Source organism: Candidatus Bartonella washoeensis Sb944nv (genome assembly GCF_000278135.1).
Classification (GTDB): Bacteria; Pseudomonadota; Alphaproteobacteria; order Rhizobiales; family Rhizobiaceae; genus Bartonella; species Bartonella washoeensis.
In genome coordinates, this window is sequence record NZ_JH725026.1 from 41,113 (window position 1) to 60,698 (window position 19,586).

The 19,586-nt window shown below is 37.4% G+C and carries 10 protein-coding genes; 4 read left to right on the top strand and 6 right to left on the bottom strand.

The window, feature by feature from the left end; genetic code table 11:
• Positions 1–671 precede the first annotated feature (671 nt).
• Positions 672–2,465 carry an aspartate--tRNA ligase gene (gene aspS, locus MCQ_RS07865; protein WP_006924644.1) on the bottom strand — a complete coding sequence of 598 codons (1,794 nt, stop codon included), beginning with the start codon at positions 2,463–2,465 and terminating at the stop codon, positions 672–674.
• A gap of 138 nt (positions 2,466–2,603) precedes the next feature.
• On the opposite strand from aspS, the gene rnd reads away from it, so the two are divergent.
• Positions 2,604–3,758, top strand: a complete 1,155-nt coding sequence (gene rnd / locus MCQ_RS07870; RefSeq protein ID WP_006924645.1) for a ribonuclease D — start codon at positions 2,604–2,606, stop codon at positions 3,756–3,758.
• 643 nt (positions 3,759–4,401) lie between these two features.
• Here the strand turns inward: rnd and ppx are convergent.
• Together ppx and MCQ_RS07880 are read right to left on the bottom strand one after the other, a co-directional pair.
• Entirely contained in the window at positions 4,402–5,913 is a 1,512-nt protein-coding gene (gene ppx / locus MCQ_RS07875) for an exopolyphosphatase (protein WP_006924646.1), read from the bottom strand.
• A 6-nt stretch (positions 5,914–5,919) separates the two neighbouring features.
• Positions 5,920–8,097 carry an RNA degradosome polyphosphate kinase gene (locus tag MCQ_RS07880; protein ID WP_035008247.1) on the bottom strand — a complete coding sequence of 726 codons (2,178 nt, stop codon included), beginning with the start codon at positions 8,095–8,097 and terminating at the stop codon, positions 5,920–5,922.
• Positions 8,098–8,374: 277 nt separating this feature from the next.
• Here MCQ_RS07880 and MCQ_RS07885 point away from each other — a divergent pair, with 277 nt between their 5' ends.
• Complete coding sequence (locus tag MCQ_RS07885; RefSeq protein ID WP_006924648.1) at positions 8,375–8,620, top strand: zinc-finger domain-containing protein; 246 nt, start codon at positions 8,375–8,377, stop codon at positions 8,618–8,620.
• Between the two features lie 25 nt (positions 8,621–8,645).
• A complete protein-coding gene (locus tag MCQ_RS07890; protein ID WP_006924649.1) occupies positions 8,646–9,923 on the top strand; it encodes an FAD-binding protein in 1,278 nt (425 codons plus the stop codon).
• 193 nt (positions 9,924–10,116) lie between these two features.
• Here the strand turns inward: MCQ_RS07890 and dnaE are convergent, their stop codons facing one another.
• Positions 10,117–13,605 (bottom strand): DNA polymerase III subunit alpha, encoded by a 3,489-nt coding sequence (gene dnaE, locus MCQ_RS07895; RefSeq protein ID WP_006924650.1) that lies wholly within the window; start codon positions 13,603–13,605, stop codon positions 10,117–10,119.
• A 415-nt stretch (positions 13,606–14,020) separates the two neighbouring features.
• On the opposite strand from dnaE, the gene recG reads away from it, so the two are divergent.
• Positions 14,021–16,129, top strand: coding sequence for an ATP-dependent DNA helicase RecG (gene recG, locus MCQ_RS07900; RefSeq protein ID WP_006924651.1), 2,109 nt, complete (start codon positions 14,021–14,023; stop codon positions 16,127–16,129).
• Between the two features lie 105 nt (positions 16,130–16,234).
• On the opposite strand, the gene glmS is transcribed toward recG, so the two are convergent.
• Complete coding sequence (glmS, locus tag MCQ_RS07905) at positions 16,235–18,058, bottom strand: glutamine--fructose-6-phosphate transaminase (isomerizing) (protein WP_006924652.1); 1,824 nt, start codon at positions 18,056–18,058, stop codon at positions 16,235–16,237.
• Between the two features lie 172 nt (positions 18,059–18,230).
• Positions 18,231–19,580, bottom strand: coding sequence for a bifunctional UDP-N-acetylglucosamine diphosphorylase/glucosamine-1-phosphate N-acetyltransferase GlmU (gene glmU, locus MCQ_RS07910; RefSeq protein ID WP_006924653.1), 1,350 nt, complete (start codon positions 19,578–19,580; stop codon positions 18,231–18,233).
• Positions 19,581–19,586: the final 6 nt, after the last annotated feature.

The following is a 19,586-nucleotide window of genomic DNA, read 5'->3' on the forward strand; positions in this document are numbered from 1 at the left end:
GAATATTTTTATTAAAAATCGAATATATAAAAATAAGCATTACAATTTAAACATGAATGAAAAATTATAGCAATTTGAAAAATTCATGTGCGTGCTTTACATTCCATCTCAAGCGACATACAGGAATGCATACCTTAAAATAGAAGTCTTTTTTTAAAAAATAATAAAAATATTGTATTTAAGAAATTAATATAAAAAATGTTAGAAAGTAAAAAATATCTTATATTAAATTTATTGATTGCCATTTTATGATATAAAAAAATTTAAAAATATATTTTATCAATTTAAAATTTATAAATTAAAAATCTTATAAATATTTACATATATTAAATTGAAAATTGTAAAAATTATAAATAAAATAATTTTAAATATAATATAATTAATAAATTCAATAAAATATATAATTAATGAAATAAATAATATATATTTGATAAATAATTATATATAAATTATTATTATAAATCTCAGACCATCGTACAATAAAATATTCAATAAAAATAAATTTTTATTATAAATTACAGATATTTATAAATTCTTTTACGATATTAAAGATTTTAAACAAAGCATATATCTGAATTCATTATAAATAATACATACATTCATGGCATTTAAAGGTATAAAAATTTATCATACGTAGAAAAAATGACACTACTCTCCAACCACAATCAAGTTTATGAACCTTTTTGAACAGCAGGAGCAATTCGGATCCCTAAATCACGTAATTGTGCAGCAGAAACATCAGATGGAGCACTCATCAAAAGATCAAGCGCTTGCTGATTCATAGGAAACAAAGCAACCTCACGTAAATTTTTTACGCCTTGCAAAAGCATAATAATACGGTCAACACCCGCTGCCATACCACCATGCGGTGGAGCTCCATAATGAAATGCCCGATAAAGACCACCAAAACGATCTTCAACCACTTCTTTAGAAAGACCAGCAAGATTAAAAACTTTAAGCATCATTTCTGGTGAATGATTACGGATTCCACCTGATGCAATCTCATAGCCATTACAAACAAGATCGTACTGAAAAGCTTTAAGAGTAAGAAGATCTTGGCACTCAAGAGCATTTTCTCCTCCTTGAGGCATAGAAAAAGGATTATGTGCAAAATCAATCTTTTTTTCATCTTCATTCCATTCAAAAAATGGAAAATCAACAATCCACGCTAAAGAGAAACACTCCCGATCGACCAGATCTAATTCTTCCCCTACCCTCGTGCGCGCTGCCCCGGCAAAAGATGCAAATTTCTTTGGGTCTCCTGCAACAAAAAAACAGGCATCACCACTTTCAAGTCCAAGCTGTGTACGAAGTGCTTCACTCCTTTCCTCGCCAATGTTTTTAGCGATAGGTCCTGCTCCTTCAAACTTTCCCTGCTCTTTACGCCAAAAAATATAACCAAGCCCTGGTTGTCCCTGACCTTGTGCCCATACATTCATACGATCACAAAAAGCACGGCTTCCACCCGTTTTAGCCGGAATAGCCCATACTTGCGCATTTTTATCATTAACCAAAATTTGAGAAAAAACTTTAAAACCAGAATCATAAAAATGCTGAGAAACATCTTCCATAATGATTGGGTTACGCAAATCAGGCTTATCAGAACCATATTTCTGCATTGCTTCATCGTAGGAAATACGAGGAAAGCTTCGTGTTACAGGCTTTCCATTGGCAAATTCTTCAAAAAGAGAACGTATAATGGGTTCCATTGTTGCTAAAACATCTTCCTGCTCAACAAAACTCATTTCAACATCTAATTGATAAAATTCACCTGGTAAACGATCTGCCCGCGGATCTTCATCTCTAAAACATGGAGCGATTTGAAAATAACGATCAAAACCTGACATCATCAACAACTGTTTGTATTGTTGAGGTGCTTGCGGCAATGCATAAAACTTTCCTTGATGAATACGACTTGGAACTAAAAAATCGCGAGCGCCTTCTGGGGATGACGCAGTTAAAAGTGGTGTCGTAAATTCCGTAAAACCATTATCCTGCATAGAGCGCCTGATAGCAGTAATAATTTCAGTGCGACGCATTATATTTTTGTGCATAGTTTCACGACGTAAATCAAGAAAACGATACTTTAATCGAATATCTTCTGGATAATCAGGTTCACCAAAAACAGGGAGAGGAAGTTCATCAGATTTTGAAAGAATTTCCACCTCTTGCGCAAAAATTTCAATCTCTCCTGTTGGAAGAGATGTGTTAATCACTTCATCAGAACGTGCACACACTTCCCCATCTACGCGAATGACCCATTCAGAACGCACCTTCTCGATAATTTCAAAAGCCGGTGAATCTGGATTAGCAACGATTTGCGTGATTCCAAAATGATCCCGCAAGTCTACAAAGAGAATTCCGCCATGATCTCGAACACGATGAACCCATCCCGAAAGACGAACCTGTGTTCCTACATCGCATTTACGAAGAGCCGCGCAATTATGACTGCGATAACGGTGCATAGTTTTTTTTGCCTTTGATTATAAAGTTTCAGATGCGTTACAAATGCTTTTTAGCAACCATTTGTCAAGATGTGACGACAAAGACACAAAAAAAAGTCAATAAAAGACAAATTTAATTTATCTGGCTATAATAATAAAATGATGAAACTTATTACTCAAACAAAAGATCTTGAAACTGCACTTGCTGCTTTACGTACGTCTGATTTTGTAACAGTAGACACAGAATTCATCCGCGAAACAACTTTTTGGCCTCAACTCTGTTTAATTCAGCTTGCATCACCAGATACTACAATGCTCATTGATCCAATAGCACCAGATATTGATCTAAAACCATTTTTTGACCTCATGGCAGATAAAAAAATTGTTAAAGTTTTTCACGCTGCACGCCAAGATATCGAAACTATCTATCATCTTGGAGGTATCGTTCCTTATCCCCTTTTCGATACGCAAATAGCAGGATCAATCTGCGGATTTGGTGATTCTATCTCCTACGATCAAATTGTACAACGCTGCACGGGTCATCACATTGATAAATCATCCCGTTTTACAGACTGGAGCTGTCGCCCTCTTTCCGAAAAACAACTACTCTATGCACTTGCCGATGTAACCTATCTAAGAGACATTTACCTCTTATTAAAAAAGCAGTTAGAAAAAAACAAACGTACGCACTGGATGGATGATGAAATAGCGATTCTATTAAATCCCAAAACCTATGATATGCCTGAAGATGAGGCATGGAAAAAAGTAAAAGGCAAAGTGAAAAAACTGCGTGAGCTTGCCATATTACAAAAAATAGCAGCTTGGCGTGAACGCGAAGCACGAAAACACAATGTTCCACGCCGTCATATTATGAAAGATGAACACCTTATTGAGATCGCAATCCAACAACCCACAGATGAATCTGCTTTGAACCGTTTGCGCAATCTTAACAAAAACTGGAATAAACTCTCAATCGCACAGACATTAATTCAAGCTATCCACGAGGGCTTCGAAGTCGATCTTGCTACTTTACCCCCCCTTCCTAAACATAATCCACCCAATGATGCAACAACTGCTGTAATCGATCTTCTTAAAGTACTCTTAAAACTCGTTGCGAACGAAAATGGCATTGCACCTAAAATCATTGCAACTTCCAACGATTTAGAAAAAATCGCAAATGGATGTGTCAAGAAAAATATTCCTGCTATGAATGGTTGGCGCTATGAAATATTTGGTCAAAAAGCTGAAGAAATGTTAAAAAGTAAAATAGGTTTTTATTTCAGCAATGGAAAAATAAACATCAAAGAGCTTTAATTTATAAAGGAAATTTCAACTATTTGTATTCTAATTACTGACACAATAAAATATTATAAGGAGGATTATCCATTTTTGTTTAATACAAATTAATACAAAATTGCGTAAAATTCAAAACAGAAAAATTTTGCAACCTGATCTGTAAGGTCAATTAATTGTATTAAAAAAAACCTTGAGCATACGCATTGCAGAAAAATTGTTATGCTATTTATCTTTTCATATTCATTGTAAGAAAATGCGCTTCATAGCTAATACAAATGTGGTAAAAGAAATATGCTAAAATCTAAAAGTTTAATATTTGATCAATAGTCGTTTGAGAACCACTTCTGAATCTTAGTCAAAGCCAATCAGATACCAACCTTAATATAGAAGAAAAATTTAGAAAAAATAGAAAGCTTTCAATTCTAAAATATAAATAGAAAAAACTTTTTATAACAATGGTTTGGCATATTACAAAAAAGAGCAGTTTAGCTTGAATACAAAGTAGGAAGGTATAATGCCTTTACATCGTCATATCATGAAAGATGAAGCCTTTATCAAAATGCAGCCCAATAACCGAAAAATGAATTTGCATAGCAGCAAAATACGCAAATAAGCATATCATAATATAGGAATGAACTCCTATAACTTAATAAGGGAAGAATCAGAAAGTTTCAAAAGCAAGAGGCAGTTTTATTATTTTTGACAATTTCTTCAAACGTCCGAGGGGACGTTCTCCTAATAAATCAGCGTAACGTCTTGGGATGTATAATACAATATGATCTGTTTTTTTATGCCACGTTAAGTGAGGTAAAATTCCTGCAGTAGAAGCGCTAAAAAGATTAGCGATACGCATAGTTTCACCAAGAATACGTGCTTTCTCAATTATATTTTTGGTTGCTAATTGAAAAATGGGGAGAGACTCTTCTTCAATAAGTGCTCCAGTATTGCGAAAAAAAACAGCGAGCGCAGCATAAAGGCGCCCTTCATGAGAAATCCCCGAATAAGATCCTAATGCTATCTGATTCGCCGCTTCATTACCTCGATAATCTGGATGTATACGCCAACCAATATCTGCCAGAAGACAAGCAGCTTTACGGTAACGATATTCACATTCAGTTTCCGAAATACCAAAAGCTTCAAAGGCATTAGACGTGAAATCAATGAGTTCTTCTGCCTGCTTTGGTGACCGCGCCCGTAGGATAGCCATTTCAGTGCATGCCGCAATTAAAGGATCTGAACGACGAATCTCTTGCGGCAGTCGTGAATAAAGAAAACCCTCACGGACTCCAGCCCCAGAAAAGATTATCTTTTCAAATCCCATAGACTGAATAAGCTCAATAAGAACAATTGCCCCATAAGACAAAAGTTGACGACGATTCTGAGAAATAGATGAAATCCCTTGCATATTATCAATACTGCCACTTACTACAAGACGCAAAAACTCTTCCATCTCAGCGGCATCAACTTCGTAGCCATGCATAACAGGGAGTTGATAATGTTTGGTTGCCATATGGAGTTTTGCCAAATTACGCCATGTTCCTCCTACTGCATAAAAACAACGCGCCATACCTTTATAAACGATAGCAGATTTACAAAACTGCTCATGGACAATTTTTGCAGCCATAGCAATATCATTATTTGACATATACTGTAACCGTAAACTACCTAACGACAGAGTTATCCCTTTACCTACATCAAAATCATCAACATCAATAAGTTCGAGACTTCCACCCCCAAGATCACCAGAAATACCCTTTGGCTGATAAAAAGTAGAAATAACCCCATAGGCTGAATAAACAGCCTCTTCACCTCCCGAAAGAAGGTTTATTTTATTTTGTAAGACATTCTCAGCGTTTTGAATAAATGCTAACCCATTTTTTGCTTCTCGCGCTGCTGCTGTTGCTAAAGTGTAGACCTCATCTGCACCAATTTGTCGACAAAGGGCACGAAACCGTTTCAGTGTTCGCAATGCCATGTCTATTGATTTTTCTTCTAAAAATCCAGTTTTTGCTACACCTTGACCAAGACCACAGAGAATCTTTTCATTAAATAAAACCGTTGGTGAACGAACAAGACCTTCATAAACAACAAGCCGAACAGAATTTGAGCCAATATCAATAACAGCAACAGGCTTACACCCTTTTAGCCGACCCTGAGCATTTATATATGTCATAGGATTTCAGTCTTCACGCACTTCAGCACGCCGCCTATGCAACGCAACCAAATGTGAAGCGGAAGGCCCAAAAGATTTTTTCCACCCCAAAAGACCTGCATTGCTCATAAAATACTCCTGCGCATTAAATGGACTCTCACCTCTTTGCGGTGTTATATGTTTTGATGTTCCATCACTTAGTATATCAAAGCTTTGTTGATTATCAATAATATTAGCCAACATAACTTGTAAAAGAATCTGCTGACGAACAGTTTTATTAAAAACTGGAACTAATATTTCAACACGATGGTCAAGGTTACGAGGCATCATATCAGCAGATCCCAAATAAACAAGCGCATCTTCACTCGGTAAATCTCTTCCATTACCAAAACAAAAGATACGGCTATGTTCCAGAAAACGCCCTACAATTGATTTGACACGAATATTATCCGAGATCCCTGGAACACCAGGGCGCAAACAACATATACCGCGCACGACCAGATCGATCTGCACCCCTACTTGACTGGCACAGTATAAAGCATCAATAATTTCAGGATCAACCAATGCATTAACTTTCATCCAAATAGCAGCAACCCGCCCCTGTTGCGCATTGGTAATTTCTCCTTTGATATGCTTAAGAATACAACTGCGTAATGTTAAAGGCGAAAAAGCAATCTTCATTGCTTCATTTGGGCGCGTATATTCAGCGATATAATCGAACAATAATGCAACATCATGGCCTATATCATCATCAGTGGTAAAGAAAGAAAGATCAGTATAAACTTTAGCATTAATGGGATGATAATTTCCAGTTCCAAGATGAACATAAGAACGGTAGCGTTTTCCTTCACGCCTCACAACGAGTGACATCTTAGCATGTGTTTTTAATTCAATAAAACCAAAAACAACTTGAACGCCAGCACGTTCAAGATCACGCGCCCAACGAATATTAGCTTCCTCATCAAAACGTGCTTTAAGTTCTACCAAAGCGGTTACCGACTTACCCTGTTCAGCAGCATCAATCAAAGCTCTAACAATTGGGCTATCATTCGATGTACGATAAAGAGTTTGTTTGATTTCAACAACATTAGGATCGCTAGCAGCCTGACATAAAAATTGTACAACAACATCAAATGATTCATAAGGATGATGAATGACAACATCATTTTCACGAATAGCGGCAAAACAATCACCATTATGCTTACGAATACATTCAGGGAAACGAGGATTATAAGGAATAAATTTTAAGTCATCGCGCGGAATAGAAACAATCTCTGAGACCATATTAAGCGCTAAAAATCCATCGAGAACATTTATACAAGCATCAGGGACAGCAAGACCATTCATTATAAATTGACATAAATTCTCTGGCATTTTTGCATCAAATTCAATTCGAATAACCTGCCCCCGACGACGCCTTTTAAGCGCAGTTTCAAAAAAATGAACAAGATCTTCAGCTTCTTCTACTTCAATATCACTATTACGAATCACCCTAAATGTACCAATTCCCTCAACTTCATAATCAGGAAATACATGATTGATAAAAAAACTAATAACATCCTCAGACGCAATAAAACGAAAATTCTTGCCCTCTCGAGGAAGGAGAATAAAACGTCTCAAAGCAGTTGGGATAGGCAACAACACTATGCGTGAATGTTGACCAGCACATTGAGAAAATTGAAGAGCAAGTGAAAGCCCTAAATTAGGAATAAATGGAAAAGAGCAAATATGATCAACAGACAAAGGTTTTAAAATAGGAAAAATCGTATCAAGAAAATATTTTTCGAGCCATGATTTTTCAATTTCCAAAAGCTCATTAGGATAAATAATTTCAATATCATTCTGTTTTAATTCATGACGTAAAACACTCAATTCTCGCAATTGATTAACCTGCAAATGCGCAGTCTCAGCTAACACAAAATCGAGTTGCTCCTGCGGAGTGCGCCCATCTGCACTACACGCTGTAACTTTGGCACGAATCTGCGCAGCAAGGCCGGCAACACGAACCATAAAAAACTCATCAAGATTTGTTGCTGAAATCGAAAGAAATTGTAGCCTTTCTAATAAAGGATGCTTCGGATTAGCAGCCTCCATCAATACACGATTATTAAATTGTAGCCATGAAAATTCTCGGTTAATAAACCGCGCCGGATTTTGCATGGTTATATCCGACATAAAAATCTGATCCGCCACCCTCTGTTCCATATATTCTAGCTAATCTTCCTTTATATTTTCAAAAATCCTTATGATTCAATATCTCACATAACACTTTACGATATGTTACCGTAAGCATAACATATCAATGACCCGCTTTTTTCATGGAATTTATATTGAATATTTTAAAACACTTAGAGCCATCCCTATACGCAAATTGTCTCAAAAAGCACCTTGCATTATTATAAGCTTTATTACAAACTAATGCATATAGAATAGACGGTTCCAATCATGTCTAATCAGGCAATTTATCTGGAGTTTTTACATCATGGCTGATCACAATATTCCCCATTTCCAAAATGACCTCGGATGTAAAATAATCGAAATTGGTGTAAAAGAATTTATGTGTGTAGGTGCAACACAACCCTTCGACCATCCCCACATCTTTATCGATATGGGATCAGCTGATGAGAAAATTTGCCCTTATTGTTCAACACTTTATCGCTATAATCCCTCTTTAGCGTACAATCAAACAAAGCCAACAGGATGTCTCTATCATCCAAACAATTTATAATGCATTCTCTGCTTTTCAATACGAAATGACCAATAAACAATCGCCAATCATCGTCGGAGCTGGTATTGCTGGTTTAAGCTCCGCTTTAGCGCTCGCCTATAAAGGAATTGCAAGCACCATTATCGAAAAGTGTCAACAGCTAGAGAATGTAGGCGCTGGTATCCAACTCACTCCAAATGCAACACGTATTTTTGCTCGTTGGGGAATTCTTAGCAAACTAACCGAACTGGGTACAACTCCACAATTTCTTCAGTTAAAAGATGGAATATCTTTAAAAACGCTTTTGCACGCTGATCTTATTAATTTATCAGAAAAAAATTGGCAGGCTCCTTATATTACGATTCATCGAGCCGACTTACAAAAAGTTTTACAAAACGCTGTTATTGAAAATCCTCTTATCAAATACAAAAAAGGTGAAGCTGTTGTCTCGTCTACCCAAATAAAAACCCGCAGTATTAAACTCAAAACAATAAAAACCGATGCACCAACCGAAACAGAACAACAGCAATTTTATTCAACCCCTCTCCTTATCGTATGCGATGGAGTTTGGTCAACATTAAGGCAATTGGCTCCTTTTCATGAAAAAGCAGAGTTTAGTGGCTTTATTGCTTGGCGTGCAACAACAGAACTTGAAAATCTTCCTAAAAGTTTTTGTTCTTTATTACGAAATATAAAAACAATTACTGCTTGGATGGGGCCCAAAAATCATCTTGTTGTCTATCCGATTCAATCATCAGAAAAAGTTTTTAATTTTGTAGCTATTACGCATGGAGAAAATTCAGAAAAAGGATGGGCTCAGAAAGGAAACAAAGAAAAGCTTAAATCTTTCTTTAAAGATTGGAATCTCCAAATCTTGCAAATCTTTGACTATATTGATGAATGGAACTATTGGCCGCTCTTTGAAATGAAACACAACCGTTTTTTAGGCTTAGAACGACAAGTGTTTGTTGGTGATTGTGCACATGCCGCCTTGCCTTTTGCAGCGCAAGGTTCCGCTATGGCAATAGAAGACGCAGCTACATTAGCAGAAGCGCTTTCTACGAAAGATCTTTCATTGATAAAAGCCCTTTCACTTTATGAAAAAATACGAAAGCCCCGCATTGCAGCGGTAAAAAAACGCGGAGATTTTAACAGAATAGCTTATCATGCAACTGGTCCGATTGCAATTGCACGTAATCTCATTATGAAAATTCGTACTCCAGAAAGTATTATGTCTAGCCTTGATTGGCTTTATATGTATGATACTATGAACATAACAAAAAATGAAATAAAGAAATATATGGTCAAAACTTATAAAATTTAAAAACCTCAACTTGTTTTGAACACTATAAATGAAATGGGCTATTTTTTGAATATTATAGATTAGAAATTCATTATAACCTATCTAAAAAAAAGAAAAATTTTAAAAAATACAATCTGATTCAACGGCAAAATTTCAATTCCCAATAAAAATAATGATGCAACTCAAAATAAGCCACCATCTCACAATTGCTGATTTAAGTTAATTCCACATCGACAATACCATGAATCGATTTCATAGCACTTACCACGCGTGAATTTATTTTATATCGCTTTGGAAGCGTAATTTCCACTTCCCGCAATCCTTCCTCTTGAATCAAAATAAGCCCTACCTCTCCAGTCCCACTAGGATTTAGATTCTGTTCAATTTGTGGAAGCATATCAACAGTTTTTATAAAGAGGCGCATCATTTTATGATTCTGTAACGCTTCCTTTTCTAAAGATTGGACTGTCTCAAGTCGTAAACTAACCCCTTCAGAACGATTTTCTGCACTCACCATAACAATAAAGGACTTTCCGGGCTCTAGCATATCTTCATAAGTCAAAAGCCCTTCGGAAAATAGAACTGCTTCATACTGTCCACTCGTATCAGAAAATTGAATAATTCCCATTTTCTTACCAGATTTTGTTTTGCGAATTTGTTTTGCTACAACAGTTCCAGCAAGCCTAGCAGCAGTTGCTCCTCTCTTAACAGCATTGGAAAAATTAATCCAAGTCTGAATGCGTTTTTTAGCAAGAACAGCTTGATACTCATCTAAAGGATGGGCAGAAAAATAAAAACCTATAACTTGAAATTCCCGATACAGTTTTTCAGCTGGTAACCACGGAGCTGTATGCGATAGAAGTAAAGGCTCTTTTAGCCCATCCGTCATTCCAAATATATCAGTCTGACCACTAGAATTGTTATCGAGAATACGCAGTGCACGCGCATGAAGAGTTCCAAGGCTCGCCAATAAAACCTCACGTGCAATATTAAAACAATCAAAAGCGCCAGCACAAATCAAACTTTCCATCGCACGCTTATTAACAATACGAGGATCAACACGTTCACAAAAATCTTCCAGATCCTTAAAAATTTTATTTCCACGACAAGATACGATGTGATCAACGACTGCTTCCCCCACACCTTTAATGGCAGCAAGAGAATAATAAATGCAATTTTCACCAACTTCAAAAACGCGGTGTGATGTTTGCACCGAAGGCGCAATAACCTTAATACCCAGTCTTAACGCTTCACGTCGGAAGTCATTTAACTTATCCGTATTCGTCATATCATATGTCATGGAAGCAGCTAAAAACTCAACGGGATGATGTGCCTTCATATAAGCTGTTTGATAAGAGACAATTGCATAAGCAGCAGCGTGCGATTTATTAAAACCGTAATCTGCAAATTTTGCTAAAAGATCAAAAATAATATCAGCCTGATCTTTATCGATACCACCCGCAACAGCCCCACTCACAAAACGCGTACGCTGTTGTTGCATTTCTTTATGAATCTTTTTGCCCATAGCTCTACGCAATAAATCCGCTTCCCCAAGCGAATAACCAGCAAGCTCTTGCGCAATTTGCATTACTTGTTCTTGATAAACAATAACACCTTGTGTTTCTTTAACCAGATGATCTATTTTAGGATGAATAGAGGCAATTTCTTCTTCCCCATGTTTGCGTGCATTATACGTTGGGATATTCTCCATCGGACCAGGGCGATAAAGTGCAACAAGTGCAATAATATCTTCAATGCGATCTGGCTTCATCCCAATCAGCGCCTTACGCATACCAGAACTTTCAACTTGGAATACACCAACCGTTTCACCACGCGCCATCATGGCATAAGTCATTTCATCATCAAGAGGGATATGTGATAAATCTATTTTTATACCCTTTCTTACAACAAAATCCGCAGCCATTTTCAAAATAGTAAGCGTTTTTAATCCAAGAAAATCAAACTTCACCAACCCAGCCTGTTCAACACACTTCATGTTAAATTGCGTGACTGGCATATCAGAACGCGGATCACGATACATTGGAACAAGCTCTGATAAGGGACGGTCACCAATAACAATCCCTGCAGCATGGGTGGAAGCATGACGGTAAAGCCCCTCAAGCTGCAGTGCAATATCCAACATGCGCCCAACAACAGGATCTTTTTTCTTTTCTTCCTTAAATTTTTGTTCATCCCTGATAGCATCAGCTAATTCAACCTGACTACCAGGCGTAGCAGGAATTAATTTTGTAAGATAATCCACTTGACGATAAGGCATTTCTAAAACACGCCCAACATCACGCAACACTGCACGTGCTTGCAATTTACCAAAGGTAATAATTTGGGCTACTTGATCACGTCCATATTTTTTTTGAACATAACGAATAACCTCCTCGCGCCGTTCTTGACAAAAATCAATATCAAAATCTGGCATAGAAACACGATCTGGGTTGAGAAAACGCTCAAACAAAAGAGAAAAACGCAATGGATCAACGTCGGTAATAGTCAACGCATAAGCAACAAGTGAACCAGCACCAGAACCACGTCCCGGTCCAACAGGAATATCATGAGCTTTCGCCCACTTTATAAAATCTGAAACAATAAGAAAATAGCCTGAAAAATGCATACGGGTAATAACTGAAATTTCATAATCAAGGCGCTGCTCATAATCTTCTATAGAATAACCTGTCGCTAAACCAATTGTTTCAATTCGCATTTTTAAACCAGATTTAGCCTGATTTAACAATTCATTATCTTCTGATTCTAAAGTAGAAGTTGAAGTGACAGATTGCTCTATAAAACGAGGCAAAATCGGTTTTCGAATTGGTGTAGCAGTATGACAGCGTAGCGCAATTTCAACACTATTTTCCAAAGCTTCTGGAAGATCAGAAAACAATACAACCATTTCATCTTGTGATTTTAAATAATGATCCGGCGTCACACGTTTACGCTCTGGATTAGAAACGATTTGTCCTTCTGCAACTGCCATCAGTGCATCATGAGCTTCATATCCTTGCCTATCTAGAAAAAAAGCTTCATTCGTTGCAACGAGAGGAATATCATGTGCATAAGCCAATTCAACAAGCATAGCCTCTACTTTTCGATCATAAGAGCCATGCCGTTGTAATTCGACATAAAGACGATCATCAAAAATTTTTTTCAAATAAGTTAAACGTTCAATAGCGCGTGCTTTTTTATCTTCTGCCAAAGCCAAATTAACAGGACCACCTCTGCCACCAGTCAAAGCGATCAATCCTTCACTGTGCGACAATAACCAATCTGCTTTAATATGAGGAGGTTCAGTATCACGCTTATCAAGATAAGCACGACTAACCAATCGCACCAAATGCGCATAACCACTCTCGCTAGCAGCCAGCAATACAATAGAGCAAAGATCAGAAGGATGGCGCCATTTAACTAAACGCGGATGATGATTTTCATCATCAAAATCGATCGTGAGCTGACAACCAATAATAGGTTGAATACCATGAGCAAAACAATATTGAGAAAATTCCAAAGCACCAAACAAATTATTCGTGTCTGTAATAGCTACTGCTGGCATATCATCAGAAATGGCGTGCTGAATAATTTTTTGAATTTTCAAAGCCCCTTCAAGCAATGAATAAGCTGAATGCACCCTTAAATGAATAAAGCGAGGGAAGGATTTTATACCGTCTCGTGTTTTGCTTTTATCTTCTAACACTCTCACAATTTCCCATCACAAAATAAATCCCAGATTACAAACTTATTATCTGTCTGGTAATAGATGGCATTTTAATCCATCATGTTAAAAATTTATAACTTTAAAACTCTTGTATACCCAGAAAACATTCTAAATTTATTTATACTTCACCTTATAAAGTGCCATCAGAAAAAACGCCTGTAGAGATAAAAAACAAACTCTCAAAAACAAAAGACAGCGTATCATAATAAACAGCGTATCATAATAATATGAGTTTTTTTTTGTAATGTTTAGATTATATTGCTTCTTTAAATATTCGTTTTTCGTCTTAAAACTCAAAGTGTAAATAAAGCCGGCTTCTTCTTCTATGATTTATCCCCAAAAAGCTCTTTTAAAACACTAGAAAAAAACAAAAGAGCAAGCTACAAATTTCCTTATGCGTCCCAGCCTTATTAGTCCTCTTTTTAACTCTATTCATACCATTTCGGGAATCAGCCCCAAAGTATGTACTTTACTATCGAAAGTCTTGAACGTTCATTCTATACAACGTGACCCTACGCTTATTGATCTTCTCCGATTGATGCCCCACTCCGTTATAGACCGCAGAATGCGACCTGATATTGCTTTCGCCCCGAAAGGGGTTACCGTTACTCTTGAAATTATTATCGATCAGCATCAACCACCACCAACTGGCCGTAACCGTCTCCCTTATCGCGTTATCGCTCATGATCAAACCGGAATAATCAATTTAGTATTTTTTCATGCCCAACCTTCTTGGCTAAAAAAACAGCTCCAGAAAGGAAAAAAGGTTATTGTATCGGGTAAAGTTGAACGGTTTAATGGTCAACTGTCAATGATTCATCCAGATCATATTGCACCAAGCGAGCAACTAAATCAGATTCCATTAATTGAACCTATATACCCCTCTACCGCCGGATTATCAGTAAAAACGCTGAGACATGCAATAAAAAATTCCCTCGAACATATTCCTTTGTTGCCAGAATGGATAGAGGAAAGCGTCAAAAAGCAGCAAAACTTTTCTTCTTTCTCCGTTGCACTACACCGCATCCATTCTCCCATAGATCCCGATGATTTATCCTTACAAAGTACAGCACGCAGACGTCTTGCTTATGATGAGTTACTCGCTTGTCAATTGGCTCTTGGTCTCGTGCGTTTGAAAACCAAATCTCTTGTCGGAACCTCTCGCCCTTCAAATGGCACCTATACTGCAAAACTACTGAAAGCCTTGCCCTTCCAGCTAACAAAAGGACAAAGCGAAGCAATAAAAGATATTGAAAAAGATTTAGCATCACCCGAGCCCATGTTAAGGCTTCTCCAAGGCGATGTGGGAGCAGGAAAAACCGTTGTTGCACTGATGGCAAGTGCACAGATTGCTGAAAATTCTGGACAATCAGCTTTAATGGCACCAACAGAAGTTCTCGCTAGGCAACACTTTGCTACAATCGCTCCTCTTGCCGAAAAAATCGGTTTACAAGCAGCTCTTTTAACTGGACGAGAAAAAGGAAAATTGCGCACAAATATTCTGAACGATATTCTATCAGGAAAAATCTCTATCATCATTGGTACGCACGCTCTCATACAACAAAGCGTTACATACAATAATCTTGCATTAGCCATTATTGATGAGCAGCATCGTTTTGGAGTACATCAACGCCTTGCTCTTACAGCAAAAGGCTATAAACCTGACATGCTCGTAATGACCGCTACCCCTATTCCACGCACGCTGGTACTAACAGCTTTTGGTGATATGGATGTCTCTAAAATTACAGAAAAACCAATTGGACGACAGCCAATTACTACCGCAACAATTCCTTTAAAACGGATCAATGAACTGATAGAACGTATTACATCTGCATTAGAAAAAGGAGAAAAACTTTATTGGATTTGTCCTCTTGTCGAAGAATCAACAACTCTTGAACTCACTTCAATTGAAAGCCGCTTTGCTATTCTCCATCAACGATTTGGCTCCTGTGTTGGTATGATCCATGGAAAAATGTCTACAGATGAAAAAGAGGCAACAATGGCATCTTTTAAATGTGGAGATATACGCATTTTAGTTGCAACGACGGTTATTGAAGTAGGAGTCGATATTCCTGACGCTTCAATTATTGTTATAGAACATGCAGAACATTTTGGTCTTTCACAATTGCACCAATTGCGTGGCCGTGTTGGACGAGGAGAAAAAAAATCCTCCTGTATTTTACTGTACAAAGATCCACTTACAAAAATGGCCGCAGAACGCCTTAATATTATACGCAATACAGAAGATGGCTTTAAAATTGCTGAAGAAGACTGGCGTTTACGAGGAGAAGGTGAGCTTTTAGGAACACGACAATCAGGTATGCCTGAATTCCATATAGCAAACCTTGCAGCACATAGCGATCTTCTGTTAATGGCAAGAAGAGATGCACGTTTATTTTTGCAACGTGATGCCAATCTTTCCTCAGAACGAGGACAAGCTTTACGCTTGCTGCTTTACCTTTTTGAGCGTGACGATGCTACTCGGCTCTTACGCGCAGGCTAACCGTTTAAAAAAAAGAGAAGCATTTATATAATTTGTTGCAAACGATTTTTTATAATTTGTACATTTAATCATCTTTCACACACTCAAAAGATAAAAAATTATTTTTTACTCAACCGTTACCGATTTCGCCAAATTACGTGGTTGATCAACATCTGTTCCCAATAAAACAGCTGTATGGTATGCGATTAATTGAATGGGTAAAGCATAAATAATAGGGGCAATAAATTCTGGAACATCTGGCAAAATAATAGTCGAAAATGTATTAAGGCAAGCTGCTTCTGCTCCTCTTCTATCTGTTATCAAGATAATACGACCATTGCGTGCAGCCACTTCTTGCATATTAGAAGAAGTTTTTTCAAACCACTTATCATAGGGTGCAACAACAATAATGGGGATTGTCTCATCAACCAGCGCAATCGGTCCATGTTTTAACTCACCCGCAGCATAACCTTCAGCATGAATATAAGAAAGCTCCTTCAATTTGAGTGCGCCCTCCAAAGCAATTGGATAAGAAGTACCACGTCCAAGATAAAGAACCCCTTTTACGTTCACCAGATCACGACAAATAGTTTCAATTCTATCCTCTAGCTTTAAAACCTCATTTAAAATCCGTGGCACTTCTGCCAATTGTCGAACCAACTGCTGCTCTGTCTTCTCTAATAAGCATCCACGTTGCTTAGCTGCACCAAGCGCCATTGAAGCAAGAGTTGATAACTGACATGTAAAAGCTTTTGTTGAAGCCACACCAATTTCTGGACCAGCTAATGTTGGTAAAACAAAATCAGCTTCCCTTGCCATTGTTGATTGCTCGACATTGACAATTGTCGCTGTTTTCACACCACGTTCCCCACAATAACGTAAAGATGCCAATGTATCAGCTGTTTCACCAGATTGAGAAACAAATATTGGTAATACATCAGGTGTTATAGGCGGCTCACGATAACGAAATTCTGAAGCCACATCATTATCAACACTTAAACCAGCAAAATTCTCAAACCAATAGCGTGCAACTAAAGTTGAATAATAAGCCGTTCCACAGCTTGCAAAGAGTAATCGGTTAATATTTTTCCAATCAATAAAATCTTCAAATAAGCGAACTGTATAATTCCCAAGATCAAGATAACGTGCCAAATTATGAGAAATAACGTCAGGTTGCTCAAACATTTCCTTGTGCATAAAATGGCGGTGATTTCCTTTAGAAACTAATAAATTTTCATCAAACAATGTTGTAATAGGACGTTCTACTGGCTGATTATCTACATTATAAATCTTTACTCCCTCACGCGTGAGAACAGCCAAATCTCCATCTTCCATATAGCAGATACGGTCTGTAAATGAAGCTAAAGCAATTGCATCTGACCCTACAAAAAATTCATCTTTTCCATACCCAATCACCAAAGGTGGACCAGAACGAACAGCAATCATAAGGTTATCTTCACCTTCAAAAATAAGAGCAAGAGCAAAAGTACCCTGCAATCTTTTCCAACTCGTGCGAGTTGCTTCATGCGGAGAAAGACCGCTTTTTAGTGCGTGCGTAATTAAATGAGCAACAACCTCCGTATCAGTCTCTGTTTCAAAAATATAACCGTCCTCAATGAGTTCTTTTCGTAATTCTAAAAAATTTTCGATAATACCATTATGAACAACGGCAATCCGCTCAGTTAAATGAGGATGAGCATTCCGCTCTATAGCAACTCCATGTGTAGCCCAGCGTGTATGGCCAATTCCCAGATTACCTTCCAAAGGTGTTATCTTTAACTTTTCTTCTAAATGAATGAGCTTACCTTCAGCTCGAATACGATGAAGTCGCCCCTTATACACCGTTGCTAAACCAGATGAATCATATCCTCTATATTCAAGGCGCTTCAAACCATCAACCAAATAGGATGCAACAGGTCTATTTCCAAGAATTCCGATAATTCCGCACATTAAAACGCTCCAATTCACATCCAAGATTTATAATGATCCGATAAAATAACCCAACTTCCCTTATTAAAAACTCTAAAAGATCATATACACCGAATATGGTAGGTAATATCTAAGAACAAGTCTCTGCCCAATTACCAACCCCTCCTATAACCAAGCAAAAGATTTAGCAAAATCATTTCTTTTGTTTATTTATCGACAAACGTGCGCGCAATTTTGCTGCACAATTCTCTTTTATCACCTGTCGTGCTCGCCCAAAAGCTATACTATTTATAGGCACATTTTCGGTGATAACACTTCCTGAAGCCACATAAGAACCTTTTCCAATAATCAATGGAGCAATAAGAGCTGAATTAGAACCAATAAAGGTGTGATCACCAATCACTGTTTTATATTTGTGAAATCCATCATAATTGCAAGTAATAGTACCAGCGCCGATATTGCTACGTGCACCAATTTCCGCATCGCCAATATAACTTAAATGATTAATTTTGGAGAATTCCGCTACTTTTGCTTGTTTAATTTCACAAAAGTTTCCAACCTTTACTGATCGCGCTAATTCTGTTCCAGGACGCAAGCGTGCATAAGGCCCAATTTGCGCATCCGTACCAACAATAGCTCCTTCCAAGTAACTAAATGCATGGATAACTGCACCAGATTGCACCTTTACCCCTAACCCAAAATAAACATTTGGCTCGATCACTACCCCTGATTCAATCTCTGTATCATAAGAAAAATAAACACTTTCTGGTTTAAGTATTGTAACACCAGATAACATGAAATCACGTGCTTTACGCTTTTGCCATAAAGAGTCAGCTTCAAAAAGCTCAAAGCAGTTATTAATTCCTACAATATTATCAAAAGGCACTTCAACGACTCGAACATCTAATCCTTCATGCGATGCAATAGAAACAATATCTGTGAGATAATACTCTTGTTTCGAATTGTTCTTATCAACTTTCTCTAAAAGAGAAAGCGCATGTTTTCCATTAAGAGCGAATATCCCACCATTACAAAAACAGATCTTTTTTTCTTCATCGCTAGCATCTTTTTCTTCTACAATCGCGATAATTTTACCATTTTTCTCAAGCAGACGTCCATAACCCGTTGGATCTGGAGCATGAAAACCAGCAACAACAACATCTGCCCCTTCAGCGAGCTGTGCACGAACACGCAACAATGAATCTTGCTCAATCAAAGGAGTGTCACCCAAAACAATAAGAACATCATCAAAGCCTTCTTGCAAAGCTAAGCGAGCAGACAAAACAGCATGCGCAGTCCCCAAACGCTCTTTTTGTTCAAAAATCATCACATTTTTTACAAATGATTCAACAACTTTAGCAACTTCTTTAGCACCAGATCCTACAACGACTGCTAATTGTGAAGAATCCAGCAATTTCATTTGTTTTACCACATGGCATATAATTGGTAACCCAGCTATTTTATGAAGTACCTTGGGAAGAGACGATTTCATACGCGTCCCTTCACCTGCAGCAAGAACAATAGAAAGACAATTTCTAACCATAAAAGC